Origin of the sequence: Caldicellulosiruptor obsidiansis OB47, assembly GCF_000145215.1 — a bacterium.
Taxonomy (GTDB): Bacteria; Bacillota; Thermoanaerobacteria; order Caldicellulosiruptorales; family Caldicellulosiruptoraceae; genus Caldicellulosiruptor; species Caldicellulosiruptor obsidiansis.
Window position 1 is genome coordinate 2,134,904 of sequence record NC_014392.1, and the last position, 25,288, is coordinate 2,160,191.

Annotated in this window: 25 protein-coding genes, 1 tRNA gene and 1 riboswitch; of the genes, 9 read left to right on the top strand and 17 right to left on the bottom strand. The window is 35.5% G+C overall.

The window, feature by feature from the left end; all coding sequences use genetic code 11:
* Positions 1 to 100: 100 nt before the first annotated feature.
* The 5 genes from COB47_RS09945 to COB47_RS09965 all read right to left on the bottom strand — a co-directional run bounded on the left by COB47_RS09945 (position 101) and on the right by COB47_RS09965 (position 5,901).
* The gene (locus COB47_RS09945) at positions 101 to 1,015 is read right to left on the bottom strand and encodes a hypothetical protein (RefSeq protein ID WP_041742804.1); all 915 of its coding nucleotides are present in this window, start codon (positions 1,013 to 1,015) and stop codon (positions 101 to 103) included.
* A gap of 168 nt (positions 1,016 to 1,183) precedes the next feature.
* Positions 1,184 to 2,401, bottom strand: coding sequence for a zinc-dependent alcohol dehydrogenase (locus COB47_RS09950; RefSeq protein ID WP_013291244.1), 1,218 nt, complete (start codon positions 2,399 to 2,401; stop codon positions 1,184 to 1,186).
* Between the two features lie 123 nt (positions 2,402 to 2,524).
* Entirely contained in the window at positions 2,525 to 3,775 is a 1,251-nt protein-coding gene (locus COB47_RS09955; RefSeq protein WP_013291245.1) for an aminotransferase class I/II-fold pyridoxal phosphate-dependent enzyme, read from the bottom strand.
* 58 nt (positions 3,776 to 3,833) lie between these two features.
* Entirely contained in the window at positions 3,834 to 5,495 is a 1,662-nt protein-coding gene (locus tag COB47_RS09960; protein ID WP_013291246.1) for a formate--tetrahydrofolate ligase, read from the bottom strand.
* Between the two features lie 7 nt (positions 5,496 to 5,502).
* On the bottom strand, positions 5,503 to 5,901 hold the full coding sequence (locus COB47_RS09965; RefSeq protein WP_013291247.1) for a thioesterase family protein: 399 nt from the start codon (positions 5,899 to 5,901) through the stop codon (positions 5,503 to 5,505).
* A 191-nt stretch (positions 5,902 to 6,092) separates the two neighbouring features.
* Here COB47_RS09965 and COB47_RS09970 point away from each other — a divergent pair.
* From COB47_RS09970 to COB47_RS09980, 3 genes are all read left to right on the top strand, one after another.
* Positions 6,093 to 6,185, top strand: a tRNA-Ser gene (locus tag COB47_RS09970).
* A 26-nt stretch (positions 6,186 to 6,211) separates the two neighbouring features.
* Positions 6,212 to 7,042, top strand: coding sequence for a sulfite exporter TauE/SafE family protein (locus tag COB47_RS09975; RefSeq protein ID WP_013291248.1), 831 nt, complete (start codon positions 6,212 to 6,214; stop codon positions 7,040 to 7,042).
* A 1-nt stretch (position 7,043) separates the two neighbouring features.
* Positions 7,044 to 7,343, top strand: a complete 300-nt coding sequence (locus tag COB47_RS09980) for a DUF1634 domain-containing protein (protein WP_013291249.1) — start codon at positions 7,044 to 7,046, stop codon at positions 7,341 to 7,343.
* A gap of 107 nt (positions 7,344 to 7,450) precedes the next feature.
* Here COB47_RS09980 and COB47_RS09985 read toward each other — a convergent pair whose 3' ends face one another.
* Positions 7,451 to 8,488, bottom strand: a complete 1,038-nt coding sequence (locus COB47_RS09985) for a TDT family transporter (protein WP_013291250.1) — start codon at positions 8,486 to 8,488, stop codon at positions 7,451 to 7,453.
* 168 nt (positions 8,489 to 8,656) lie between these two features.
* On the opposite strand from COB47_RS09985, the gene COB47_RS09990 reads away from it, so the two are divergent.
* From COB47_RS09990 to COB47_RS10005, 4 genes are all read left to right on the top strand, one after another.
* Positions 8,657 to 9,460 carry an alpha/beta hydrolase gene (locus COB47_RS09990; RefSeq protein ID WP_013291251.1) on the top strand — a complete coding sequence of 268 codons (804 nt, stop codon included), beginning with the start codon at positions 8,657 to 8,659 and terminating at the stop codon, positions 9,458 to 9,460.
* 41 nt (positions 9,461 to 9,501) lie between these two features.
* Positions 9,502 to 10,107, top strand: coding sequence for a TetR/AcrR family transcriptional regulator (locus COB47_RS09995; protein ID WP_013291252.1), 606 nt, complete (start codon positions 9,502 to 9,504; stop codon positions 10,105 to 10,107).
* Positions 10,108 to 10,226: 119 nt separating this feature from the next.
* A complete protein-coding gene (locus tag COB47_RS10000; protein ID WP_013291253.1) occupies positions 10,227 to 11,219 on the top strand; it encodes an FAD:protein FMN transferase in 993 nt (330 codons plus the stop codon).
* Positions 11,216 to 12,502, top strand: coding sequence for a 4Fe-4S binding protein (locus COB47_RS10005; RefSeq protein WP_013291254.1), 1,287 nt, complete (start codon positions 11,216 to 11,218; stop codon positions 12,500 to 12,502). Before COB47_RS10000 ends, COB47_RS10005 begins: the two co-directional genes overlap by 4 nt.
* A gap of 64 nt (positions 12,503 to 12,566) precedes the next feature.
* On the opposite strand, the gene COB47_RS10010 is transcribed toward COB47_RS10005, so the two are convergent.
* From COB47_RS10010 to COB47_RS10020, 3 genes are read right to left on the bottom strand one after another with little or no spacing between them, the layout of a single operon-like run.
* Complete coding sequence (locus COB47_RS10010) at positions 12,567 to 13,319, bottom strand: aminotransferase class IV (RefSeq protein ID WP_013291255.1); 753 nt, start codon at positions 13,317 to 13,319, stop codon at positions 12,567 to 12,569.
* Between the two features lie 16 nt (positions 13,320 to 13,335).
* Positions 13,336 to 14,655 (bottom strand): aminodeoxychorismate synthase component I, encoded by a 1,320-nt coding sequence (pabB, locus tag COB47_RS10015; protein WP_013291256.1) that lies wholly within the window; start codon positions 14,653 to 14,655, stop codon positions 13,336 to 13,338.
* Between the two features lie 9 nt (positions 14,656 to 14,664).
* Positions 14,665 to 15,228 (bottom strand): anthranilate synthase component II, encoded by a 564-nt coding sequence (locus COB47_RS10020; protein WP_013291257.1) that lies wholly within the window; start codon positions 15,226 to 15,228, stop codon positions 14,665 to 14,667.
* Between the two features lie 236 nt (positions 15,229 to 15,464).
* Here COB47_RS10020 and COB47_RS10025 point away from each other — a divergent pair, with 236 nt between their 5' ends.
* A complete protein-coding gene (locus COB47_RS10025; protein WP_013291258.1) occupies positions 15,465 to 16,586 on the top strand; it encodes a DUF362 domain-containing protein in 1,122 nt (373 codons plus the stop codon).
* A gap of 67 nt (positions 16,587 to 16,653) precedes the next feature.
* On the opposite strand, the gene COB47_RS12665 is transcribed toward COB47_RS10025, so the two are convergent.
* The 3 genes from COB47_RS12665 to COB47_RS12245 form a co-directional block, all read right to left on the bottom strand.
* On the bottom strand, positions 16,654 to 16,911 hold the full coding sequence (locus tag COB47_RS12665) for a hypothetical protein (protein ID WP_237698898.1): 258 nt from the start codon (positions 16,909 to 16,911) through the stop codon (positions 16,654 to 16,656).
* 6 nt (positions 16,912 to 16,917) lie between these two features.
* Positions 16,918 to 17,217 (bottom strand): hypothetical protein, encoded by a 300-nt coding sequence (locus tag COB47_RS12670; protein ID WP_237698899.1) that lies wholly within the window; start codon positions 17,215 to 17,217, stop codon positions 16,918 to 16,920.
* A 52-nt stretch (positions 17,218 to 17,269) separates the two neighbouring features.
* Complete coding sequence (locus COB47_RS12245; protein WP_161596036.1) at positions 17,270 to 17,428, bottom strand: hypothetical protein; 159 nt, start codon at positions 17,426 to 17,428, stop codon at positions 17,270 to 17,272.
* A riboswitch (cyclic di-AMP (ydaO/yuaA leader) is annotated at positions 17,393 to 17,544 on the top strand. Its footprint overlaps the gene before it by 36 nt.
* A 6-nt stretch (positions 17,545 to 17,550) precedes the next feature.
* Between COB47_RS12245 and COB47_RS10040 the strand changes: the two genes are divergently transcribed.
* Positions 17,551 to 18,909, top strand: a complete 1,359-nt coding sequence (locus tag COB47_RS10040) for a beta/alpha barrel domain-containing protein (protein WP_013291259.1) — start codon at positions 17,551 to 17,553, stop codon at positions 18,907 to 18,909.
* Positions 18,910 to 19,004: 95 nt separating this feature from the next.
* Here COB47_RS10040 and COB47_RS10045 read toward each other — a convergent pair whose 3' ends face one another.
* The 5 genes from COB47_RS10045 to COB47_RS10065 form a co-directional block, all read right to left on the bottom strand.
* Positions 19,005 to 19,649 (bottom strand): L-ribulose-5-phosphate 4-epimerase, encoded by a 645-nt coding sequence (locus tag COB47_RS10045; protein ID WP_013291260.1) that lies wholly within the window; start codon positions 19,647 to 19,649, stop codon positions 19,005 to 19,007.
* 2 nt (positions 19,650 to 19,651) lie between these two features.
* Positions 19,652 to 20,746 carry a GntR family transcriptional regulator gene (locus tag COB47_RS10050; RefSeq protein WP_013291261.1) on the bottom strand — a complete coding sequence of 365 codons (1,095 nt, stop codon included), beginning with the start codon at positions 20,744 to 20,746 and terminating at the stop codon, positions 19,652 to 19,654.
* Positions 20,747 to 20,862: 116 nt separating this feature from the next.
* Positions 20,863 to 22,533, bottom strand: a complete 1,671-nt coding sequence (locus COB47_RS10055) for a ribulokinase (protein WP_013291262.1) — start codon at positions 22,531 to 22,533, stop codon at positions 20,863 to 20,865.
* 128 nt (positions 22,534 to 22,661) lie between these two features.
* Positions 22,662 to 24,443: a chemotaxis protein CheA gene (locus COB47_RS10060; protein ID WP_041742808.1), complete on the bottom strand. Its 1,782-nt coding sequence runs from the start codon at positions 24,441 to 24,443 to the stop codon at positions 22,662 to 22,664.
* A gap of 4 nt (positions 24,444 to 24,447) precedes the next feature.
* Complete coding sequence (locus COB47_RS10065; RefSeq protein ID WP_013291264.1) at positions 24,448 to 25,287, bottom strand: CheR family methyltransferase; 840 nt, start codon at positions 25,285 to 25,287, stop codon at positions 24,448 to 24,450.
* Between the last annotated feature and the right edge of the window lies 1 nt (position 25,288).

Below are 25,288 nucleotides of genomic sequence, written 5' to 3' on the forward strand. Positions count from 1 at the left end.
CTCATCCCAACTTTTTTTGCATTTCTTTTCTTAAAGATTAATTTTAATAATACCAGATATTTGGAAAAATTGCAAATTATCCTGAAAAGTTTGATTAGTTTCAACTATCAGAAGATTTTATCTTAGGCAAAGTCATCTCAAGCACAAAATGATTATCCCCGGTTGAATATGTCAGCAGATATGTACCCTCAGGATAATATAGCACAAATTTATTTTTGAGAATATTCATCACTTCTTCAATCTTCTCATAGTTCTTTATGACATCATTGTAATATATTCTTATATTCAGCATCCCTGATAATTCAAATATCGAAATCTGTATCACACTTTTAATTGGAAGCTGCCGCTGTGAACAACCAGTAAAGAGTTTTGCAATAAAACCCAGTGTCCCGTGAAGTACAAATATTTCCTTCAAACTATCGTCGTGAAAATTTACAACTATTTCAAAATTATTATTCAGTGAATAAACACAGCCAGAAAGAATTGTTTGAAACAACGTCACCTCATACCAAAGCGGAACAAATATACGATTTGAATACCCGCTTGCCTCTAAGGTATCTAAAAGTGATTTTGCAAGTCCCTCAATCTCCTTTTGCTCTTTTTCAGTTGCTATTGAATATATTAGCTGGATGTTTCTTATAAGTATCTCCTTATAGTCAGAAATAAATTGATTTTCAATTTTCTCTTGGTTTTTTAACAAATAAATTTTATTCTGTATTGAATGTATAGCATTCTCAAATTTTGTATTATTTTCGACGCTAATTTCAAAGTTATCTTCTAATACTCTTAAAATATCTTCTATTTTTTTAACCCGGGCACTAAATTCATTTATAATAGGTGAAATTCCAAAAATATATCCTGAAACTATAATCAAACTCAAACTTGTACAGATTAAAATCCATGAAATTGTATTATATGTATGAGTTTGAAACTGAATATACAAAGCCAGACCAAAAAATAGCAACAGTTCAGTAAATGTGACTATCCAATATACCTTGCTAAACTTTTCTCTCATAACCTTTTCACCAACTGCCAATTCCTTTCTTGTATTCTTTAAAATATATATCCATATTTTTGATGTATATGCGCAAAAAGTTAACTTTCTTAACAAAACTACCTGTATGTTAATTCAATTTTAATATTATTAAAGCCATATTAGCAACTACTTTTTAATTGTAAAATTTCACAAAAATTTAAACACAACTTTTATACTCTTTTCACTCCCCTTTGATGAGGCAACTTCAATGGCTTTTTGATAATCTTCAAGTTTAAAATAATGAGTAATTAATTTTTCATATGGAATTTTGTGCTGTTGAATAAGGCTCAGTGCAAGCTGATACGTAGACATCCTGTATTCATTTATATTTTCTGTACTGTAACAGTAAGCACCCTTGACATTCAGTTCTTTGAACCAAATTGGGGTCAGATCAACCTTTTCTATAACCGATGCAAGCCCTACAAGAATATAGCTTCCTCGCTGTTTTGTAAGCCACATACCATCTCTAATTGTCTTTTTTGACCCTACACAATCAAATACTTTGTCAAACCCACCAAGCAACACCTTATCACCAATCATTGGTCGAAAAACTTTGGCTTGGACTACCTTAGCAAGGTCATCTAAATACCCTTCCCTTGGCTTTACAACTCTGTTTGCACCAAACTCTAATGCCAGATCTGCTTGAAAATCATATTTTGCAATCACAGTAATATCTGCGTTGCTTCCAAGTTTTCTCAGGCTCCAGACAACCAAAAGACCAATTATACCAGCTCCATAAACCAAAATCTTTTCGCTATTCTTCGGAAAATTTCTTACAACAGGATGAAGTGCTGATGCTAATGGGTCGACAAGTATTGCCTCTTGGTCCTTAACAGTATCAGGGACCTTTATAACCTGCGACCTGTGCGCAACAAAATATTCTCCCCACGACCCTCCTGTTGTACTGCACGCTCCCATAATTGTACCAGGTGAAAGCTTTCCTTCTGTTATGTTAAGGCAGGTAGAAAACTCCTCTTCCTGACAGGACGGACATCTTGGAAGTTCGCGCGCATCACAATCAAGCACAGGGTCAACAATGACTCTGTCACCTATTTCAAACTCGGAAACAGCTTTGCCTTTTTCAACTATCACTCCAATATTCTCGTGCCCTATGACAAAAGGAAATGAAGCAAAAGGTGAGGTAGAAGGTGAATCATGTAAAAATATAAGATTCAAATCAGAACCGCAAATTCCTGCATATGTAGTTTTTATCTTTACATAGTTTTCTGAAGGAAGTTCAGGTTCAGGAATGTCCTTCAATTGAATACATGAAAATCTATTGTAAAAAAACTTCTTGGAGATTTTACCAAGCAAAAGAGTTCTTATGTACTTTGCAACATTTGCATCAAACACAACTGCTTTCATTCTTCAAATCTCCTTTCATTTTATTAAGAATTTATTAAGAATTTGTCTAAAAACTTTAAGAGGCTGCACTCTTTTTGTAGCAGCCCCTTCTTTAGATGAATCTACTAATGAATCTACTAATATTTAAATTATACCGTATTTTTTGCCCAAGTGTTCAAGAACATCTAATGTTCTGTCAAGATGCTCTTTTGTATGCCCAGCTGTAAGTGAAATTCTAATCCTTGAAAGCCTTCGCGGTACTGCAGGATAAAATACTGGATTTACATATATTCCTGCTTCATGAAGCTCTCTGCACATCTCTTTTACCTTATAATCATCTCCTATAATTATTGGGAAGATAGCTGTTTGCTGATTGCCAAGGTTAAAGCCGAGCTTTAAAAGGTTTTCCCTAAAATACCTGATGTTGTCCCAAAGTCTTTGACGAAGCTCTGGTTCTTCCTCAATAACATTTAACGCTTCAATTAAAGAAGCTGTTGCCTGGGGTGTTGGTGCTGTTGAGAACATATATGCTCTTGAATAAAAGTGCAGGTAGTTTACAAGCTCTTTATTGGTGGCGATAAATCCACCGACAGCGCCAAGTGCCTTGGATAAAGTCCCTGCAACTATATCAACCTTGCCTTCCACGTTGCAATGTTCAGGTGTTCCTCTTCCATTTTTGCCAATCACACCTGTAGCATGAGCCTCATCAACCATGACAAACGCGCCATAGGCATGTGCAATTTCAACAATCTGGTCAAGCGGAGCAATGTCACCATCCATTGAATACACACCATCAACTATTACAAGTTTTGTGTTGTACTTGTCTTTAACCTTCTTCAGAACTTTTTCAAGAGAATCCATGTTATTGTGTCTGAAAAACTCTATATTGGTGTTTCTACACCCATCAATTATGCTTGCGTGCACATACATGTCAAGTATAGCAACGTCCTTTTCATGCAAAATTGCTGAAATTGTCCCCAAATTTGAACCATAACCACTTGTGTAAATGAGAGCATCTTCGCACCCTTTAAACTTTGCAAGCTTTTTTTCAAGTTCCACATGAATGTCAAGTGTTCCACCAAGAAGTGGCACAGACCCTGCACCAGTTCCGTACTTTTTGACAGCTTCAATCCCTGCTTTAATTGTTCTTGGATGTTTTGTAAGGTTGAGATAATCGTTTGATGCAAGGTTTATCATCTCTTTAACCTGTCCTGTATAGTGGTCAATAATCTTCATAGTCGGACCTGACCCTGTGAGTGAAACTCTTCTGTATTGATAATGTCTTCTTCTGACATAGTCTTCTTTATATTCCCAGAACTCCTTTGCAAGCTCCATGATATTTTTATCTTCACTCTTCATAAAATCTGCAAGCGAAAATTTTGTTGTATCAATCATACTTTTCAACCTCCCTTTGAACACATTTTTGTGCACATGTATAGTCTAAAAAAAGAACTTACTTAAAAATGGGATTTCCGCTACTGTCAATGTCAAGATGAAGAGCAGCAAAGTCTTTACCAAGTCCTGGCATTGCTATAATATCACCACACATTACAACTATAAAACCAGCTCCATTTTTTATCTCTATATCTGTAACATTTAGAACAAAATCCTTTGGTCTTCCAAGCGCTTTCGGATCATCAGAAAGCGAATACTGAGTTTTTGACATACAAATTGGAAAATGTTCAATCTTGAGATTCTTTATAAGCTCAAGTTTTGACAAAGCTACTTTTGAGAACTGTACATCTTTTGCACCATATATGATTGTTGCAACTTTTTTAATTTTCTCTTCAATAGAATCACTATCCTGGTAAACAAAGTTTACCTTTTTCCTTTTATTACTCACCTCTATAACCTTTTCAGCAAGATCAAGCACACCTTCTGAACCGTCAGCATACGCAGTAGATACTGAAAATTCCACACCTTTTTGCTCGCAAAAAGACTTTATAGCTTCAATCTCTTCTTCTGTATCATCCGGAAATTTATTTAAAGTTACCACTGTCTCAAGCCCCATGATTTTAAGATTTTCAATGTGCTTTTCTAAATTCTCAAGCCCTTTTTGAATAAAGCTTGCACAGCTTTGCAAATTGTTATTTTCTTCAATCTTTGCATGATGTTTCAGCGCTTTTACTGTCACCACCAACACAGCAGCTTGCGGGTATATCCCAGATTTTCTTGCAACAATATTAATAAATTTTTCTGCTCCCAAATCAGAACCAAAACCTGCCTCAACAACAACATAATCAGAAAGTTTTTGAGCAATTCTTGTTGCAACAATGCTGTTTGTTCCATGCGCAATATTTGCAAAAGGACCACCATGAACTATCGCTGCAGTATTTTCAGACGTTTGAACAAGATTTGGCTTTAATGCATCTTTCAGCAAAAGTGCCATACTACCTTGGACATTTAAATCCTTTGCATATACAGGCTTTTTATCATAGGTAAAACCTACCAAGATATTCCCAAGTTTCTCTTTTAACTCTTCATAATTCATTGAAAGGCACAGAATTGCCATCACTTCAGAAGCAACAGAGATCACAAAACCATCTTCTCTTATAGCACCCTTCTGGTCATTCGAAAGCCCAACTATGATGTGCCGAAGACTTCTATCATTCATATCTATTGCTCTTTTTATGGTTATAGATTTTGGATTTATTCCAAGACTATTTCCATGATAAATGTGGTTGTCAATAGCAGCGCAAAGAAGATTGTTTGCAGAGGTCACAGCATGAATATCTCCTGTAAAGTGAAGATTTATATCAATTGAGGGCAAAATCTCACAAGCACCGCCACCTGTTGCCCCACCTTTCAAACCTAAAAACGGTCCTAAGGAAGGTTCTCTTAAAGTAACAATAGACTTAAACCCCAGCCTGTTTATTGCCATAGAAAGACCAATCGCAGTTGTTGTCTTCCCCTCCCCAAAAGGTGTTGGGTTAATAGATGTCACCAGAATAACTTTTCCATCTTCTTTGTCTGCTCTTTTGTTGAGCACATCTAAACTGATTTTTGCCTTGTACTTTCCATAAAGCTCAATGTCATCATCGTCAAGTCCTATTTTCTCTGCAATTTTGGATATAGGCTCAAGGGTGGTCTGCTGCACTCTTGATATGCTTTTCATAGGTATTTCACCTTACCTTTTGATAGGTTTTGTTTAAAAATCTTTCACGGTCCACAATAAACCTTTCGTGAATACCTTCTCCAATCTTTTCAAAGCTGTCATATGCTTCAACCTTAAATGTCAGTTTTCTGTCTTCAATGGAAATCAACTGAGCAACTGCTTTTACTTTCATTCCCTTTGGGGTTGGTGCTAAGTGCAAAACATCTACTTTGCTTCCAACCGTGGTATAACCTTCTTCCAAGTAGCTCTCTACACAGAGAAGTGCCGCCTTTTCCATCAGCGCTATCATTGACGGAGTTGCAAAGACATCCAAAAGTCCGCTTTGAAAATGAGAAGCAAGCATGCTATCACTTACCACTTCCTCAATCTCAAATCTGAGTCCAACTTGAAGTTCAGGTTTTTTCAAATTGATTGCACCTCCTGTGCTTTTGTGATGCCATTTAAAACATGCTGCTTTGGTGCACAATTTTGTTCACAATATACGCTTTAATAAATATATTACTTCTATTTTGTGGAATTGTCAATTATAATATGAAAAAGTTTGACTTGAAAATGCTGATAAGATGAATTATAATTGATTGTGCAAAATAAAAAGGTGGAGAGATGGCCGAGTGGTCGAAGGCACACGACTCGAAATCGTGCGCACCCCCAAAAAGGGTGCCGTGGGTTCGAATCCCACTCTCTCCGCCATTTTTATTTTTAAGGAGCTGAACATAATGATTGTCCAAATTTTGGCTGTGTCGATTATTGCAGGTTTTATTGGTTCTCTTCTGGGAATTGGTGGTGGGCTTATTATAATCCCATTTTTATCAATTGTTTTTAAGTTTAATATGCATCAGGCTGCAGCAGCTGGGCTTGTATCAGTCATTGCAACATCGTCTGGAGCTGCGTCGGCATTTGTCAAAGATAGACTTACTCATCTTAGAATAGGAATGTTCTTGCAGCTTGCAACAGTTATCGGCGGTGTACTTGGGGCAATCTTGAGTGGTATTTTGCCTACGAAAATTTTATCGCTCATATTTGGAATTCTTCTTCTATACAATTCATTTTTAATGATAAAAAATAGAAAATCAGATGAAAAGATACAACCTGCCACCTTGCAAATATCCAAATGGTCAAGGAAATTAAAACTTTATGGAAGTTATTTGGACAAGATTCAAAATAAACAGATAGAATATAGCGCACAAAATATTACAGGCGGCTTTCTGATGATGACATTGGCAGGGATTTTATCAGGTCTTTTGGGTATTGGCAGTGGTATATTTAAAGTTCTGGCACTTGACACAATAATGAAGCTTCCTTTTAAAGTTTCAACAGCAACAAGTAATTTTATGATGGGTGTGACTGCACTTGCAAGCATAAGCATATATATTGCAAGAGGAGATATTGTGTTTAACTTATGTGGCGCCGTTGCAGTAGGTGTTCTTATTGGCTCTACAATTGGTGCACGTGTTATGCCTTACATAAAATCAAGATATCTTAAAATTGCATTTGCTTTGATTTTAATTTATACAGCTGTTGAAATGATTAGAAAGGGGCTGTTTTAAATTGGATAATAAGAAAACAATGATTTTAGAAGATATTATAAGTTTAGTTTTAAGAGCTGGAGTATTTCTGAGCATATTTGTTATATGCATAGGGCTTTTTTTGCATATCTTTTTTAATCTTGCTGTAGGGAGTTTGATTATAAAGATAGGACTGTATATACTTTTTTTAACTCCTTTTGCACGACTTGTTGTTTCTTTATTTATGTTTTTAATTGAGAAAGACTTGATATACTTTTTTATAACGCTTGCTATAATTGTAATTATAATTATAAGCAACTTTATTGCACAGACAAAAATTTGAACTATTTATTAAAACTATAAAACCACGGGACTTTTTATTTTTCCCGTGGTTTTACTTATTTTGGAATAAAATAAATTCAGTAGTTGCAAACAAGAAGTATAGCTATTTTATCTTATTAAAAGTTTTTTGTTAAACACATTTTTAAGTGTCATAAATAAATTATATATCCACACAATACATAAAACCCAGACAATAGACTTTGCAAGAAAGTTTAAAAACCAAAAATTATAAGTTAAGTTTACTTTAAAAGTTGCAAGTGCAAATATCCCAACAGGAAATACATATGCCCAGTATGCAAGACTAAATGGAGTTTTCAAATTTTTCAACAGTAAGATAAAAAGTGTTATTAATATCCAAAATCCAAATCCCCAGAACGCTGTTACCACCATGTTTATTAAACCAAGTAAAACTGAATCATTCATTATCCCTGTGAGTTTGAGGCTCTGAACAAAACCTTTCAAAACGACAATCGTAGCACCTACAGGTGCAAGAAAGATAAACATGGTTGGAAAATGTCCTTTTTCAACAGGTTCATGCAAAATAAATCTGCCTTTGATTATTGGCAGATAACTCAAAAACAACATAAATCCTATTCCAAACATAGCTAAGTTAATAAAAGCTATTACACTTTTCTGATTTCCATCTATCAAATTTCTGCTTATAATCTCATTTCCAAGTATTGGTGCAATCAAATTTCCAACAGGCGGCATAAAATATGCAAAGTTTAAAACTGAGTTTGGTATTTCTTTTTTAGAAAGATGCACTAAAAATGTTATTACAGAAAATATTATCATTAGAAAACTTCCTAAGTAATAAGAAAACTTTACGAAAGAAGCCGAAAAATTGTTTCCAAAATACTGTTGATTAATCAAAATGTTCAGCCCTACAATCAAAAGAGAAATAGGCATTGTAGCAAAATAATTTGACAAAAGAGGATTGGTTAAATCTTTTTTTACATCTTCAAAACTTACAAACCATCTTACAAACCAGATCAAAAATATCATTACAAAAAATATAATGTTAATCAAGGTAAAGACATAAGACAGAAAGTTCTGCCCTTCAGCTTTAAAAAGATTTACCATTATTCCAGTACCCATACAAACAACAAACCATGATGGATAAAAACTTTTGATGATATTTTTCATTGTTTTTCCACCTTTCATAATTGTATAAGAATATAATTATATTATAATACATGAGTCAATAAATTTCAAATTAAAATTTTCAAACAGTAAAAAGAGTATTATAATTTTTTTGGGACAATAAACAAACCTCCCGTTTAAAACATCTTTTATATGAAGGGATGATCAATAATGATACCTCTTTGGGAAAAACAAAATGATATTCCTTTTTTTGACTCTGAAAACCCTTTTGAACCCCATCTTGTGCCTTACATACTTGAAAGTGGCAAAAAGCTACCTTGTATAATTGTATTTCCCGGTGGCGGGTACACACACAGAGCACAGCATGAAGCAGAACCCGTTTGTCTTTGGCTAAACTCAATCGGAATTTCAGCATTTGCATTAAACTACAGAGTACATCCTTACAAACACCCTGCTCCTCTTTTAGATGCCAAAAGAGCAATTAGACTTGTAAGATACTTTTCTAAAAAATGGAATATTGATCCAAATAGAATTGGTGTTTTGGGTTTTTCTGCGGGTGGACACTTAGCGTCTTTGGTTGGTACACATTTTGACGGCGGTGACAAGAAAAACAATGACCCTGTTGAAAGAATTTCCTGTAGACCCGACTGTATGGTATTATGCTACCCTGTGATAAGCCTTGCTGAATTTGCCCATGAAGGCAGCAAAAAAGCTCTGCTTGGTGAAAACCCCGACCCAGCGTTGGTGTGGGCACTTTCATCACACAACATGGTTTCAAGCAAAACACCACCAACATTCTTGTGGCATACAAGCGATGATAGTAGCGTCCCTGTCGAAAACTCTCTCTTGTTTTCAATGGCTCTAAAAAAACATGGGGTACCATTTGAACTTCACATCTTTCCTCATGGAAGACACGGGCTTGGTCTTGCCACTGATACCCTATATGTCAAAGAGTGGACAAAGCTTTGCGAAAAATGGTTTGAAAGTATAGGGTTTATAAGATATAATGTTTGATAGTAAAATGCATTTTCAACTTTAAAAGAAAGGGATTGCAAATGCTTCTTAGAAAAGAAGGAAGAAAAAGAGAACAGAAGAAGATAATAAAAGAAAACAAACTTTTAGAGGCTGCATACAATCTTTTTATTGAAAAGGGAATAACAGCTACTGCAATAGATGAAATAGTAAAGAAAGCTGGCGTTGCAAAAGGAACTTTTTATCTTTATTTCAAGGACAAAGAGGATATCTTGGAAAAGTTAATTCTCAAAAAAAGCAGCGAGATTGTCAAAAAAGCATTGCAGGAAGTCTCAAGCAAAGAATTTCCTTCGCCTGTTGACAAATTCTTGTTTTTTCTTGAGTATATTATAGATTATCTTAGCAAAAACAGAATGTTATTTAGATTCTTAAAAAAGGATTTTTCATGGGTGTTTTATAAAAAGATTACCGAAAATGACCAGCTTGTTGAAATCAAAAAAGCAAAAGAGATGTTTTTGAAAAACCTCAATACAAACTATTCTCAAGAAGAACTTGAAATGGTAATATTCATGATACTTGAGCTTGTAAGCTCACTCACTTACTCGAGCATTGTCAACAGTGAACCTGCTCCAATCGAAAAGGTAAAACCCCTTCTTCTGTTCACAATTCGAAAAATTCTTGAAAATTGAATTTCACAATTTTTTAATTTCATTTCACAATCTTTTCACAATTTGTTCACACACCATCTCTTTTTTTGCCTTATAATAGATATTACAAAAACTGCACAGAAGGAGCTTGATTGACAGTAATGGACACAGCCTTGATTTCAAATGAGATAAAGACTATAAAATCAATGTTTGCACTTGGCACAGACATTCATTTTGTTTTTTATCAGCCAAACTTTGAATGTGCATTTGACAGAGCTCATAATTTTATTTTAGATATGGAAAATAAGTTGTCAGTTTTCAGACCAAAAAGCTTGGTATCAAAATTAAATAGATATGGAAGTTATATCCCCATAAAGGTTTGTCCTGAGGTTTATAATCTCATAAAAAAATCGCTTGAATACAGCAAATTTTCAGAAGGCTATTTTGACATAACAATAAAAAGACTTATGGACCTGTGGAAAGAAGCAAAACAAAAAAACCAAATGCCGTCAAAAGAAGAAGTAGAACTTGCTCTTACTTTTTCAGGCTCAGAAAATGTACAGCTTTTACAAAACTACAAAGTAAAGCTCAAAAACAAAGTCAAGCTTGACTTTGGAGCTATTGCCAAAGGCTTTCTTGCAGACAAAATACGTGAGATTTTTGAACAGGAAGGTATAAATTCAGCAATTGTCGACCTTGGCGGGCACATACTGACAGTTGGGAAAAAACACGATGAGAGCCTTTGGAAGGTGGGAATTCGGCATCCTTTTAAAACAAGAGAAGATGTGCTGGGTTTTTTAGAGCTTGGTAGTACTTCAGTTGTAACCTCAGCAAGTTATGAAAGGTATTTTACAATTGATGGCAAAAAACTTTCACATATAATCAATCCAAAAACAGGATTTCCTGCAAAAGATGACATCGCAAGTATAACCGTTGTTGACACAAACTCGACATTTGCAGATGCGATGTCAACTGCCCTTTTTGCTATGGGATTTAAAAAGGCCATAAGCTTCATACAGGACAGCAAAACTATTGAAGCAGTGGTTGCTACTTCTTTTCGAGAAATATATATAACACCAGGGCTTGCACAAAAGTTTACCCTGTGCGACAGCTCATTTAGAGTTATCAAGACAAATGAGGTGATTGTTCTGTGACAAAAAAAGTAATGCCAACACAAATACTAAGGTTTTTCATCCAGCTTATTTCACTTATTTTCTTTCCTCTTTCTTTTGCAATGCTTATATCTCAAATAAAAAGCCTTTATTTAGCCTTTTTGGGCAAGGAAAACTTTCAATTTAATCAGAACTTTATAATGCTTATTGTAACCCTGATTATCACAATCTTTTTGGGAAGGTTTTTTTGCGGCTGGGTATGTGCATTCGGGAGCATTTTGGAATGGATACATTTTTTGGCCAAGAAAATCTTTAAAAAGACATTTGAAATGCCTAAAAAATTAGATAGCTTTCTTAAAATGATAAAATACCTTGTGCTTGTGTATCTCATTGTGATTGTGTGGACGTTTGGAAAAACTTTTTATGCTGACCCCTGGGATGCCTTTGACAACCTGCTATCTTTGAATTTTGATATAAAGACATACTTGCCAAGCTTTGTATTTTTTGTGTTTGTATTAATCTTGAGCCTTTTTGTAAACAGAGCCCATTGCAGATACTTCTGCCCACTTGGTGCAATCTTCAATATAATCTCCAGAGCAAAACTTTTATTTGTCAAAAAGGCAGACAAAAACTGTGGAAAGTGCAGCATATGTAGTAGCACGTGCCCAATGGGAATAGATATGAATAATGTTGAAAATTACAAAGGTGAGTGCATAGCGTGTGTAAAATGCGTTGAAAGCTGTCCAAGGTTAAATATTGAGCTGAACATCGCAAAGACCAAAATAGACCCACGGTATACCTCTGCCGCAGCCATTGCAGGCATGTTTTCAGTTGCAAGCTTTTTTGCTACTGCTTTTTCTATTGAACCATTGAACCAAAAATTTTCATCTTCAAAACCTTCAACAACTTTTTCACAAAGTATCCAATCTGAAAATAACTCGGGCTTGCAAGAAAATCAAACTGAATCAGAAAATACAAGCCTTGTTACACAAAATTCTCAGGAAACTACCACACAAAAATCTGCCTCTAAAATTTACAAAGATGGAACATATACAGGCGAAGGTTTTGGATACAGACCAGGGCTTGTTGTTCAGGTTACAATCAAAAACGATAAAATTACAGATATTCAAATAATCTCTCATCACGAAACACCAAGCTTTGCACAGCTGCCATTTGAGATTATTCCTAAAGAGATAATAGAGTCTCAGTCAACAAATGTTGATATTATCTCTGGTGCAACAAGGACCTCTTATGGTATTATCATGGCAGTAGAAGATGCGCTCAGTAAGGCAAAGATTGAAAATACTGAATCGGCACAAAATTAAAAAGCACACGGGCTGCTCAAAATTAAGAGGGTTTAGCAGCCCATTTTTTGTTGTTTTTTATCTTTTAACACACCCACGGCCGTTCAAATTTTTCCATGCTCAGTAAATACTCTGCAAAACTTCGCTGTTTAAACTCAATGTTATCAATCCGCAAAACAGGGAAAATGCCTGCTATACTGCTTGTAATAAAACATTCATCCATATTCTTAATATCTTCTATTTTCAAATAAGCCTTTTTTACCATGTACCCTAACTCCTCTGATACCCGTATCACATGTTTTCTGACAATGCCAGGAAGCAGACCGCACAAAATGTGAGGGGTATAAATCACTTTATCTTTTCTAAAAAAAATGTTAGCAAACGCTGCCTCGCATATAAAACCATCTTGATTGAGAAAAAGACAGCTGTCAAATCCTTTTCTCTTGGCACTTTTTTCTTCAATTAAATTGACACCTATATTGGTAGTTTTTATATAGTTGAGTATATTAGCTTTATCCTTTCTTGTCCGTGCGATTTTTAGCTCAAAACCTTTTTGGAAAAGAGCTTTGCTATACCTTACTTCCTTTAGTTCTAAAATCAAATTGCCATCAAGACATAAAATTCTTACCCCACCATAATCTTTCCCATAGCAGGCTATATACCTCTCTAAGGTTTCCTTGAACTTTTCAAATCCTAAATCAAATCCAAGCCCAAGTATCCAAAAAGCCCTTTTAAATCTCATGAAATGGTCATACAAAAAATGTGCACCCTTTTTATCAAAATAGATTGTCTCAAAAGGAAACAAACCAAAGCCATATGAATGGAAAAACTTTTCCAAATTTTGAACCTCCTTTTCAAGCACCTGCAAAATGGTTTATCCCCAAAATTTCAAAAAACGGTCTCCCTTTGTAGATTGTCTCCCACCACTCATCCTCTTCTTGAGAGTCCCATACAATACCGCCGCCAACACTAAAGTATGCCGTGTCACCTTCTACAACAAGCGTTCTGATTGCAATGTTAAAATCCATGTTGAAATTGTTTGAGATATAACCAATAGAGCCGCAGTATATTCCTCGCGGACACTTCTCAAGCTCCTCTATAATCTTTATAGCATTTAGCTTTGGTGCACCTGTTATTGAACCGCCAGGAAAGGTTGCTTCAATTATCCTTTTCAAATCTACACCGTTTAAAAGATTTCCCTTTATTGTTGAGACAAGATGAAAAACTGTTGAATATTCCTCAACATCAAAGAGTTTTTCAACTTCAATTGACTCTGGAATACATATCTTGGCAAAATCATTTCTCTCAAGGTCAACAATCATCAAAAGCTCTGACCTGCACTTTATATTGTTATATAATTCATCTTTCAAAGCTCTGTCTTCTTCTGGTGTTTTCCCGCGCTTAGATGTACCTTTTATGGGTTTGGTTATTATAGTATCCCCTCTTTTTCTCAAAAAAAGTTCAGGCGACGTTGATATTATTGATGCTTGTGGAAACTTTATATACGCATGGTAACAGCCATAGTTTCTTTTTCTGAGGTCAAAATACAAAAAGTCAGGATCAAATACGCCTTTTACAAAAAAGCGCTGTGAAAGGTTTACCTGGTAAACATCACCTTCGTAAATATAGTCCTTTATTCTTTTCACTGCCTGCATGTATTCTGACTTTTCAAAGTTGCACCAAGCTCTTTCAACCTCAGACTTTTTAAAGCTTGGCAGAGCAAGGTTTTCACTTTTTAGTATTATTTCAAATTCCCTTGCCAAGGCTTTGGATGTAAAAGAAGCATATGTCCTTTTTTCAAAGTGGTCAATGACTATAAAATCTTCAAAATATCCAAAATATGCTTTGGGTACATAAGAGGTATCTTTTTTCCTTTCAACTTCAAAAAGGTCAACACCAAAGTTATAAGAAAAGTATCCTGCAAAGCCACCATTGAAGACAAAGCCAGAAGGGTTAAATTTTTCTGTTACTTTATTTGAAAGTTGGTTTAAATATTCAAAAACATTATCGTCTTCACTCAATATATAAACTTCCTTGGGCTTTAAAAACAAAAAAGAATATCTCCCATACTTTCTACTCAGCATACTGCTCTCAAGCAAAACTGAAAAATCGGTTTTCAAATGACAAAAAATCAAAAATGGGTCAGGTACTATGTTATAAACTAAAATCTGCACTCTTAATTCTCACCCTTTTAAAAAATTTTTAAGCATCAAAAGTCCATGCTGAGTTGCAATTGATTCAGGATGAAACTGAACACCCTCTATTTTAAACCTTTTGTGTCTTATACCCATAACCTCTCCCTCTTGCGATGTTGCTGTGACGGTAAGTTGTAGAGTGTCAATATCATCTATTACAAGAGAGTGGTATCGCACAACGCGCAGAGGATTTTTGAGGTTTTCAAATATTCCTTTTTGGTCATGAAATATTGTATCTACAATCCCGTGCATAGGTCTTTTTGCTTTTTTTAGTTTTGCTCCAAAGAACATGCCAATTGCTTGATGTCCAAGACATACACCAAGAATATTTTTTGACTCTTTAAACCTATCTATGATTTCAAACAAAATCCTATCATCAAAAGGTCTTCCCGGTCCAGGAGAAAGAACAATGTGACTCGGGTTTAACTTGTAAATATCTTCTATAGTAAGCTTGTCACGGTTTATCACAGTAGTATCCGTCTTCAGTCTCAAAAAATAGTTGTAGAGATTATACGTAAACGAATCAAAATTGTCAACAATCAAGACCTTCATTGTAAAAAACACCTTCCTTAGTTTGCTAGAGACTATTTTTGATAGTATCTCTTGTGATACTTTATATCAAAAAAGTGCATTCTTGTATTCTTGAGCTTTTCATTATTATACTATAACTTGCAAAGACACATATCAACATTTTACAACATTCTGTTAAAATTGAGCTATTCACAAATATCAAAAAAGGATTATAATTTTACTTACCTGAAAATTTTGAAAGGAGTTGAAAAGGTAAAATGGCAAAATCAAAGGTGTATTTTACAGATTTTAAAACTAAACCCGGGTATAATATGCTTGATAAGCTCGAAAACCTTGTAAAAAAAGCAGGGATTGAAACAATCGATTTTAAAAACAAGTTTGTTGCTATCAAAGTCCATTTTGGTGAACCTGGAAATCTTGCTTATATAAGACCAAACTATGTTGCAAGGATTGTAAAACTCATTAAAAATCTTGGTGGTAAACCTTTTGTCACAGATGCTAACACTCTCTACACTGGAAGAAGAAGCAACGCTTTGGACCACTTAGAAGCAGCTTACGAAAATGGGTTTAACCCGCTTGTGCTTGGCTGCCATGTAATCATTGCAGATGGTCTGAAAGGGACAGAGTACAGAGAGATTGAGGTAAACCTCAAACACACACAAAAAGCAAAGATTGGTTCTGCCATTGCGGATGCTGACATTATAATCTCAATGAACCACTTCAAAGGTCATGAAATGACTGGTTTTGGCGGTGCTATAAAAAACATTGGTATGGGTTCTGGTTCGCGCGGTGGAAAACTTTTTATGCACTCATCTTCAAAGCCGGTTATAAAGGTTTCAAAATGTGTCGGGTGTGGAATGTGTGTAAAAAGCTGCGCACAGCTTGCTATTACGCTCAATGAGAAAAAGAAGGCTGCTATTGATTATGAAAAGTGTGTTGGGTGTGGTCAGTGCGTTGCTGTGTGCCAGTTTGGCGCAGCGACTGTCAAGTGGGATGAGGCAGCATCAATTGCAAGTGAGAAGATTGCTGAGTATACTTATGCAGTGCTCAAAGACAAGCCTAATTTTCATATAAATTTTATAATGAACATCTCTCCTGACTGCGACTGCTGGTCACACAACGATATTCCTGTTGCACCTGACATTGGCATTGCAGCATCGTTTGACCCTGTTGCGCTTGACAAGGCATGTGTTGACCTTGTAAATAGCTCTGCATTCACACCAGCTGGGTCTGTGTTTGAAAAGGCAAAGCACATTGAGGTTGATGGCAAGATTGACAGGTTCAAAAGTGTACATCCTGACACAGACTGGAGAGTAGCATTAAAACATGCTCAAGAGATTGGACTTGGAAGTTTGGAATATGAACTGATCAAAGTTTAAATTGCACAATAAATTTAGGGGCTGTCCAAAAAATAGGTGGAGAGCCCCTTTCATATAATATTTTCTATTATCTCAAATTTGCTATACATTTATTTTTCAGTAATAGAGAATATATATCAATACTATTCAATGGACTATCCTTACCTGTTTCAAAACAAACAAGATGAATATAATATTCTTTACCAGCTTGCCAAATACTTACGGCTACGTTTTCAGGAATTTGACCTGGCAAAAACTCTATACGCTTTATGGCATTATTGCCATAATAAATTTTGTGATATTCAGCTTCAAAAAGAGGATCCTCATCAGCCTTAAATCGTCTCACAGCACTCTATCTCATCCATCCAATAACTGCTAATTTATTAGAAGAAGATGGTGTAAAATATCCAACCTTCCAAAATCCAAATTTGTTTTTAACTAAATAAACAAGCACAATATCATTCTTTTTCGAATTTGTTTTTATGATTTTAATTTCATTACCATTATCATCAAAACTCCTCGCTAATGTTTGTATGTTAGCAAAATTGAACCCTGCTCTCCAAAGCGTAATTGAAAAACTTCCCTTTACGATAGCAATAAACACAAACACCAAAATCAATATCGCTAATATAGCTATATAAAATTTTTTCATTTCATTTTTTCCCACCTTTTTAATGAACAAGTATTTTGTTATTTTTGTACCTTTATATTGTAATAGTAACATTTAAAATAAAAGAAATCAAGAGTTGTTTCTCTTCTTTCTGAATATTAATTCTAAATCTCTTGTTTATTATCTTTTTCTTTGGTATCATAATGGTATCATAATACTTATAACAAAGCTGAATTCCTGTGGTAATATCCACAGGATAGGGGGGACCCACTTTTTTGGGGTGAATCAAGGCATCTTGCCTTGTAGGGCAAATATCCCTTTCTGCCCGAACCCGTCAGCTAACCCCCGAAGCTTTGAAAGGGAGGTTATTGTTTTATGAATGTTAAGTTCAATCAAAAAACTCACATTCTCGAGATTGAGTATCAGTTCAGAGATGTTGAAGAACCAAATCTTTTCAGGAACATCTACCCTTACAATGAGGTACCAAGGCTTGTTTTCAACCACAGAATTGTGCCAATGAATGTTCCTGAGCGGCTTTACATCACAGACACAACCTTCAGAGACGGTCAGCAGTCGCGCTCGCCTTACACTATTGAACAAATCTGTAGAATTTATGACTACTTGCATGAGCTTGACAATGGAAGCGGTGTTATTCTTCACACAGAGTTTTTTGTCTACTCAAAGCAGGACAAGGAAGCAGTTTTAAAGTGTTTAGAAAAAGGATATGATTTTCCAAAGGTGACTGCCTGGATTCGCGCAAAAAAGGAGGACTTTGAAATTGTAAAAAGCCTTGGTATCAAGGAAACAGGAATACTTGTCTCATGTTCTGACTATCACATTTTCAAGAAACTAAGGATGACACGCAGTCAGGCATTGAAACAGTACTTAGAAATTGTATCGGCAGCTTTAGAGGCAGGAATAATTCCAAGATGCCATTTTGAAGACATTACAAGAGCTGATTTTTACGGTTTTGTCCTTCCATTTATAAATGAGCTCATGAAACTTTCAAAAGAGGCAAATATGCCTGTTAAAATCAGAGCTTGCGACACCTTAGGGCTTGGCTCACCCATCCCCGGTGTTGCTCTGCCAAGAAGTGTTCCGCAGATAATCTATGGAATCGTAAACTATGGTGAAGTGCCTTCTGAGTGGCTTGAGTGGCATGGTCACAACGATTTTTATAAGGCTGTGATAAACTCTACAATGGCATGGCTTTATGGTGCTTCAATGGTAAACACATCGCTTTTAGGAATAGGTGAGCGGACAGGCAACACTCCATTAGAAGCAATGGTAATGGAATACATTCAGATAAGAGGGTCAGCAGATGGCATGAATGTTGCTGTCATCTCTGAGATTGCAGATTATTTCAAAAAAGAGATTGGATATGAGATCCCACCAATGACACCGTTTGTTGGTGACAACTTTAACGCAACACGAGCTGGAATTCATGCAGATGGACTTATGAAGGATGAGGAAATATATAACATCTTTGATACAGGAAAAATCTTAGGTAGACCTCCAAAGGTCATAATTGATGCCTACTCAGGCATTGCTGGAATTGTTATTTGGATAAACAGGTACTTCAAAGATAGCGGCATTGACGTACAGGTTGATAAAAAAGACCCAAGAGTTCAGAAGGTCAAAGAGTGGGTAGACAATCAATATGAAAATGGAAGAAATACATCTATAAGTGATGATGAGTTAAAAGAGGTTGTAAAAGAGGTATTTGGAATATAATTTTATAACAAAAAAGGGCTGAAGGGAAAAGCTCAAAAAAGTTTTTTATCCTTTCAGCCCTTTTAATTTTGTCTTGTGCTGGGGGTAAGCATTGCTTACTTTTGTCCATACTTTGTCATATACCTTTCGTGCGCTCTTTTTACCTCTTCAGGTGGAATTTCTATAGGCTCTCCCATCATCTTTGCAATAAATACAGTTTTTGCTACATCTTCAACCATCACAGCAGCCTTGACTGCCTCATCAACATTCCTTCCTATTGTAAATACTCCATGGTTTTGAAGAAGAATTGCAGGGCTTGAACCTATATACTCAACTATCACCTTGCCAATGTCTTCACCACCAATTTGAGCGTATGGTCCGCAAGGAATCTCACAGCCAAACTCATCAGCAATTGCTGTCAAATACACTTTTATTGGCTGGCCAAGCGCTGCAAATGCTGTTGCATAGTTAGAATGTGTATGGACAACAGCATTTATGTGTGGCATGTGTTTGTATACATAAAGATGTGTGAGAGTGTCTGTTGATGGCTTTAAACTTCCTTCAACAACGTTCCCGTCCATGTCAACCACAACCATCTTATCAGGTGTCAGTTCGTCGTACATAACACCGGATGGTTTTATGACCACAAGGTTTGTCTCAGGGTCACGCGCCGAGACATTCCCAGATGTCCATGTAACAAGGCCAAATTTTGGAAGATAAAGATTGTATTTGCAAACAAGCTCTTTTAAACTCTCAAGCATTTTCAAAATCCTCCTTTTGTTGAATTTCTGAAGATTATCTCACATTCGATCTCTGCTTTGACACCACTTCTGCTCTTCTTTATCATGGCAACTGCTGTCTTTGCGGCCATCTCACCAAGTTTTTCTTTTGGGTGCTCAACTGTTGTAAGCTTTATATCTGTCAGTGTAGAAAGAAGTGAGTTGTCATATCCAGTAACTGATATATCCTGAGGAATTCTAAATCCCATTTCCTTTAGCTTTACACAAAGAGGAAGAGCAATTTTGTCGTTATAGCAAACGGCCGCATCAAATTTCTCTCTTGATATGACTTCAGCTGCTCTGTTATGTACAAAATTATACTCCTCACTTGTAAAAAAGATTGCATCAAACTCTGCCTGTGCCTCCCTGGATGCTTTCTCAAAACCATTGTATCTTTTTATCCCCTGCAAATCGTCGCCTTTGAAAATGCCAAGAAGCTTTTTGCAACCGCTTTTTATGAGGCTGCATGTAAGCCTGTAAACAGCTTCCTGGTCTTTGGTTATTATATAGTTTTGAGCAATGCCTTCTAAAATAGTGTTGATGAAAATTATAGGAATGTCTTTTTGTATGAGTTTTTTGTAAAGCTCTTGATTTTTGGAAGGCAAGGCGCTTTTTGTAGGTTCTATTATGACAGCGTCTATGTTTGGGTTGTTTATTATGCTCTCCAAGTGATACCTCTCAAATTCATAGCTGTTGTCTGTCGAAAACAGCAAAAGTCCGTACCCTTCATGTGCTATCACCTTTTCAATTCCTCTTATAATCAGGGGAAAGATGTAGTCTGATATAAATGTTGTCAGAACAGCAATACATTTAGAGCTGTCTGCAGTTTTCTTTGCAACAAACGTGCCTTTACCTTTTTGTGATACCAAAAGCCCTTCAAATTCAAGCTCCATTATAGCTCTTCTTACTGTGTGTCGCGAAACTTTGAACTTTCGTGACAGCATATTCTCAGAGTAAATCTTTTCGCCTTCTTTGAACTTACCAGAACTAATTCCTTCAATAATGAAATCTTTTATAATCTCATATTTGCTTTTGCTCATTTTATCATCATCTTGTCCATACAAGTTTATTTTTATCATACCACTTAAAAATTTTTAAATCAATACCATTATTTAACTCGCAGGCCACCCTTCAAAAGCTCTGAACGCTTTTTAAAAGGGCAGCCTATTTTTGAAGGGTTAAAAGGCTTAAAGCTCTATATCCTTGAAACTTCTTCTTTTATCTCTTTTAACCTCTTCATCACATCATTTGCCCCTCTGCCAAAATAGTCATGCAGAATTTTATATTCTTTATAAAGCTTTTTGTAAACCTCATGGTTTTGCGGATTTGGTTTGTAAGAATAGTCTTTTAGTTTTGCCATCTTCTTTGCAGCCTCGAAAATGCTGTCATATCCTCCTCTTTCTTTTCCTGCAGCAACAGCACCAAACATTGCAGAGCCTAAAGCAGGTGTTTGAGGTGAAGCTGACACTTTTATCTCAAGCCCTGTCACATCAGCATAAATCTGCATCAAAAGCTCGTCTTTTTCAGCAATTCCGCCGCACGCATAAAGCTCTCTTACCTCAACGCCATGTTCATTGAAGTTGTCAATTATTATCTTTGTACCGTACGCTGTTGCCTCAATCAGTGCCCTGTACATCTCCTCTGGCTTTGTTGTAAGCGTCATACCAAGCATCATTCCTGTCAGGTCTGCATCAACTAAGATAGACCTGTTGCCATTCCACCAGTCAAGCGCCAAAAGGCCACTCTGCCCAGGCTTTAAAGCCTTTGCTTTTTCTTTTAGTAGCTGATAGATATTTAACCCTTTTTGTTTTGCCTCATCATAGTATGTTGGTGGCACGCAGTTTTCAACAAACCACTCAAAATGATCTCCAACACAGCTCTGCCCTGCCTCATACCCATAAAAACCAGGCAAAATTCCATCTTCAACATATCCGCAAATACCAGGTACCATCTTTTCCTCGTTCCACAAAAGCATGTGACATGTAGATGTTCCAATTATCATCAACATTTTGCCAATATCAGTAATTCCAACAGCAGGAACTGATACATGAGCATCTACATTTGCAATTGCAACAGCAGTGCCTGGATTTAAACCCATAAGTTTTGCCATCTCTTCTGTGAGCTCTCCAGCTTTTTGACCTATGGGATATATATCACGTGAGAGTTTTTCATCAACAACATTTTCAAGTCTTGGATGAAGTGCTTTGAAAAACTCTTTTGAAGGATATCCTTCCCTCTTGCTCCAGATAGCTTTATATCCTGCTGTGCATGAGTTTCTCTTCTCAACTCCTGTCATCTTAAACACAACCCAGTCAGCAGCCTCTATAAACTTATCTGCCTCTTCATAAATTTCAGGTGCTTCTTCTAAAATTTGCATAATTTTAGGAAAAAGCCATTCAGATGAAATCTTTCCACCGTATCTCTGTAAAAACTTCTCTCCTCTCTCCTGTGCTATTTGATTTAACCTGTTTGCATACTTCTGAGCAGCGTGATGTTTCCAGAGTTTTACATAGGCATGTGGATGTGATTTGAACTTGTCAAGCATACAAAGAGGAGTACCATCTTTTTTAATTGGAAGCATAGTGCAGGCTGTAAAGTCAATTCCAATACCAATTACATCGTCTTTTGAAATTCCTGCTTTTTTTAAAACATCTGGAACAGTTGTTGCAAGAACTTCTATATAATCCTGTGGATGTTGAAGCGCCCAGTCATGAGGAAGTTTTGTGCCGTCTGGAAGGCTCTCATCCATAACTCCGTGAGTGTATTCTTTCACACTTGTTGCAACCTCTTCACCTGTCTCGACATTAACAAGTACTGCCCTTCCTGACTGTGTTCCAAAGTCAATTCCTATACTGAATTTTGCCATAAAAATCCCCCTTTTCCCCTTTGCTTGTGCATACATGTTTCTTTAAAAATATAGTAGCATATATGCAAAAAGAACAAAAGAGAAGGAGTGAAAAAAGTTGTACGTGAACAATTTCACATCCTTCTCTTTCAAAGCCTGAAATATTCAGGATTCAACACAAGTATAACATTTCCTTCATAGTCTATAGTTGTTCCAAGAAGAAGTTTATTGTTTTCCAGCACTTTTGGAAGGGGTTTTAAAACAAATTCTTCATTTTGCATTAGTTTTTCAACACATAAAGCAATCTTTACACCTCTTATATTTAAAATTACAACTGACAACTCATCATCTTTTGAAAACTTTCTAACAATCTCTTCGTTGCACAAATCTTCCTGATAAAGCACATACGAAATAGGATAAAGAGGAATTGGCTCATCTCTGACAACTACAAGAAGTTTGTCAACATATCCATAAACATTCTTCATATTTATTTTTACTGTCTCTTCAACAAACTCAAATGGAATTATGAATTTCTGGGAATTGTATACAACTATAATACCCTGAGAAAGAGCAGCAGTTGTCGGAATCTCAAGAATGAACTTGCTTCCTTTACCTGCTTCTGTTTTTATTTCAACCTTCCCTTTTAAAGACTCTACAACGTTTTTAACAACATCCATTCCAACACCTCTGCCAGATATCTCATCTGCCACATCTTTGGTAGAAAATCCGGGTTCAAATATAAGCTTTACAGCTTCATCATCAGATAAATTCTTAGCTTGATGCTCTGATAAAATACCTTTTTCAATTGCCTTTCTGATAACTCTTTCAACATCAATTCCATTTCCATCATCAGAAATCTCTATAACAATATTCTGCCCTTTGTAGTAAGAAACAAGTTCTACTTTTCCATGCTCTGGTTTACCCAACCTTTTTCTTTCAGAAGCATCTTCGATACCATGGTCTATACAATTTCTTATAATGTGCATGAGAGGTTCACTAAGTTTTTCCGCTATGCCTTTGTCTATCACAACATCTCCACAAACGTATGAAAATTTTACTTTTTTCCTTGTTTTTTTAGCAGTCTCTCTTACAAGTCTGTTAAACCTCTTTACCACCATCTCAAAAGGTATCATTCTTATTTTCATTATGTTATCCTGCAGAATTTCAGAGGTTCTCTGTATAGAACGGAAAAGTTCCCGAAATCTTTTAGAAAGGTCCATATCATACTTTTCAAGTTCTTTTACAAGATAATAGAATGTGCTTTTAGTAGTTATAATCTCCCCAACAAGTCCAAGCATCTCATCAATTTTATCATAGCTTATCTTAACCTCATTCAGTTCAGAAGACAAAGCTGATGTTGTTGATACAATAACCTGTTCAATAGTATCTTTTTTATCAACAGCAGCAGATATATCATTTTGATTTTGTTCTTCTACCTCTAAACTTTCTTCTTCAAAATTTGACTCTACAAATTCTTCTTTCTCATCCTGAGCCTTTAAAACCTCTTTTTCTACAAGCTCATTTTTCTCTTTTTCGAAAAGCTCTAAATCAAACTCTTCTTCTACCTCAAGAACACCTTTTTCAGTCTTTCGTTTTTCGCCAAGTTTAAGAACAATTCTTTTTATTACATCACTGCCTTTTAATAAAAAATCTACAATGTCACTGCTGACCTTTATTGTTTTGTTTCTTATTTTTGCCAGAACATCTTCAATAATCTGACAAAGCAATGTAAACTCACTCATTCCTTCAAAAAATCCTGATAATCCTTTCATCGAATGGTACTTTCTGAAAAGACTGTTTACAAGTTCTTCATCTTCTTTTCTCTCTTCTAATGCTAAAATTTCTGATTCAATATTGTTCAAATACTCATTTGACTCTGATAAAAAATCCTCCAATATCTCAAGCTCATCTTCCTTTACTAAAACCTTCATAAAATCACCGTCCACAATCACATTCTTTGTAGTAGAAAAAGTAATCATTTATTCTTCTGACACAAAATTTATCAGAAAGCCTGCCAACAGACTCTGAATGCCCTAAAAAAAGATATCCTCCACAGTTTAAAATCTCGTACATCTTATCAATAACTTTTCTTCTCTGTTCATCTCCAAAATAGATAAGAACATTCCGGCAAAATACAAAATCAGATTTTGAAAAAATAAAATATTTCGAAAAATCTACTAAATTGTGATATATGAATTTGACATTCTTTTTTATCTCATCTTTTATTTTGAACTTTCCATCCTTTGTAATATCAAAATAAACATTTAAGTAATGATGATGAACAAACCTTACATTTCTCAATTCATAAATACCTGATTCTGCTATTTTCAACGCTTCTGTATCTATATCAGATGCGAAAATCTCAAACTTAATATCATCTTCCAAAAACTCATTTAGGATTATTGAGATGGTATATGCTTCATCACCTGTGGCACATCCTGCAACCCAGATTTTTATTCTATTTTCGCCTCTTTTTTTCTTAAATTCTACAACCTCAGGTAGTATCACCTCTGCAAAAGCCTTTAGCTGTTCAAATTCTCTGAAAAAATATGTTTCATTAACTGTTAAAAAATTAATAAATTCTTGAAAGATTTTTTCATTAGTTGTGAGATTATAATAAAAATGATTTAAATCCTTTATGACTCCTTCATTTATCTGTTTGTTTAACTTCTGCAAAATCATGCTGACCTTTTGGTCATTGAGCAATATTCCAGTCTTATCTAATACAAACTTCTTTATCCTTTCAATCAAAGCAGCATCAATATCTTGTTTCATA

What these genes read in the sequence shown, in the direction of transcription:
- COB47_RS09945 (WP_041742804.1), bottom strand. Translation starts at nt 1,015, where the DNA reads ATGAGAGAAAAGTTTAGCAAGGTATATTGGATAGTCACATTTACTGAA.
- COB47_RS09950 (WP_013291244.1), bottom strand. Translation starts at nt 2,401, where the DNA reads ATGAAAGCAGTTGTGTTTGATGCAAATGTTGCAAAGTACATAAGAACT.
- COB47_RS09955 (WP_013291245.1), bottom strand. Translation starts at nt 3,775, where the DNA reads ATGATTGATACAACAAAATTTTCGCTTGCAGATTTTATGAAGAGTGAA.
- COB47_RS09960 (WP_013291246.1), bottom strand. Translation starts at nt 5,495, where the DNA reads ATGAAAAGCATATCAAGAGTGCAGCAGACCACCCTTGAGCCTATATCC.
- COB47_RS09975 (WP_013291248.1), top strand. Translation starts at nt 6,212, where the DNA reads ATGATTGTCCAAATTTTGGCTGTGTCGATTATTGCAGGTTTTATTGGT.
- COB47_RS09985 (WP_013291250.1), bottom strand. Translation starts at nt 8,488, where the DNA reads ATGAAAAATATCATCAAAAGTTTTTATCCATCATGGTTTGTTGTTTGT.
- COB47_RS09990 (WP_013291251.1), top strand. Translation starts at nt 8,657, where the DNA reads ATGATACCTCTTTGGGAAAAACAAAATGATATTCCTTTTTTTGACTCT.
- COB47_RS09995 (WP_013291252.1), top strand. Translation starts at nt 9,502, where the DNA reads ATGCTTCTTAGAAAAGAAGGAAGAAAAAGAGAACAGAAGAAGATAATA.
- COB47_RS10000 (WP_013291253.1), top strand. Translation starts at nt 10,227, where the DNA reads ATGGACACAGCCTTGATTTCAAATGAGATAAAGACTATAAAATCAATG.
- COB47_RS10020 (WP_013291257.1), bottom strand. Translation starts at nt 15,228, where the DNA reads ATGAAGGTCTTGATTGTTGACAATTTTGATTCGTTTACGTATAATCTC.
- COB47_RS10025 (WP_013291258.1), top strand. Translation starts at nt 15,465, where the DNA reads ATGGCAAAATCAAAGGTGTATTTTACAGATTTTAAAACTAAACCCGGG.
- COB47_RS12670 (WP_237698899.1), bottom strand. Translation starts at nt 17,217, where the DNA reads ATGAAAAAATTTTATATAGCTATATTAGCGATATTGATTTTGGTGTTT.
- COB47_RS10040 (WP_013291259.1), top strand. Translation starts at nt 17,551, where the DNA reads ATGAATGTTAAGTTCAATCAAAAAACTCACATTCTCGAGATTGAGTAT.
- COB47_RS10045 (WP_013291260.1), bottom strand. Translation starts at nt 19,649, where the DNA reads ATGCTTGAGAGTTTAAAAGAGCTTGTTTGCAAATACAATCTTTATCTT.
- COB47_RS10050 (WP_013291261.1), bottom strand. Translation starts at nt 20,746, where the DNA reads ATGATAAAAATAAACTTGTATGGACAAGATGATGATAAAATGAGCAAA.
- COB47_RS10055 (WP_013291262.1), bottom strand. Translation starts at nt 22,533, where the DNA reads ATGGCAAAATTCAGTATAGGAATTGACTTTGGAACACAGTCAGGAAGG.
- COB47_RS10060 (WP_041742808.1), bottom strand. Translation starts at nt 24,443, where the DNA reads ATGAAGGTTTTAGTAAAGGAAGATGAGCTTGAGATATTGGAGGATTTT.
- COB47_RS10065 (WP_013291264.1), bottom strand. Translation starts at nt 25,287, where the DNA reads ATGAAACAAGATATTGATGCTGCTTTGATTGAAAGGATAAAGAAGTTT.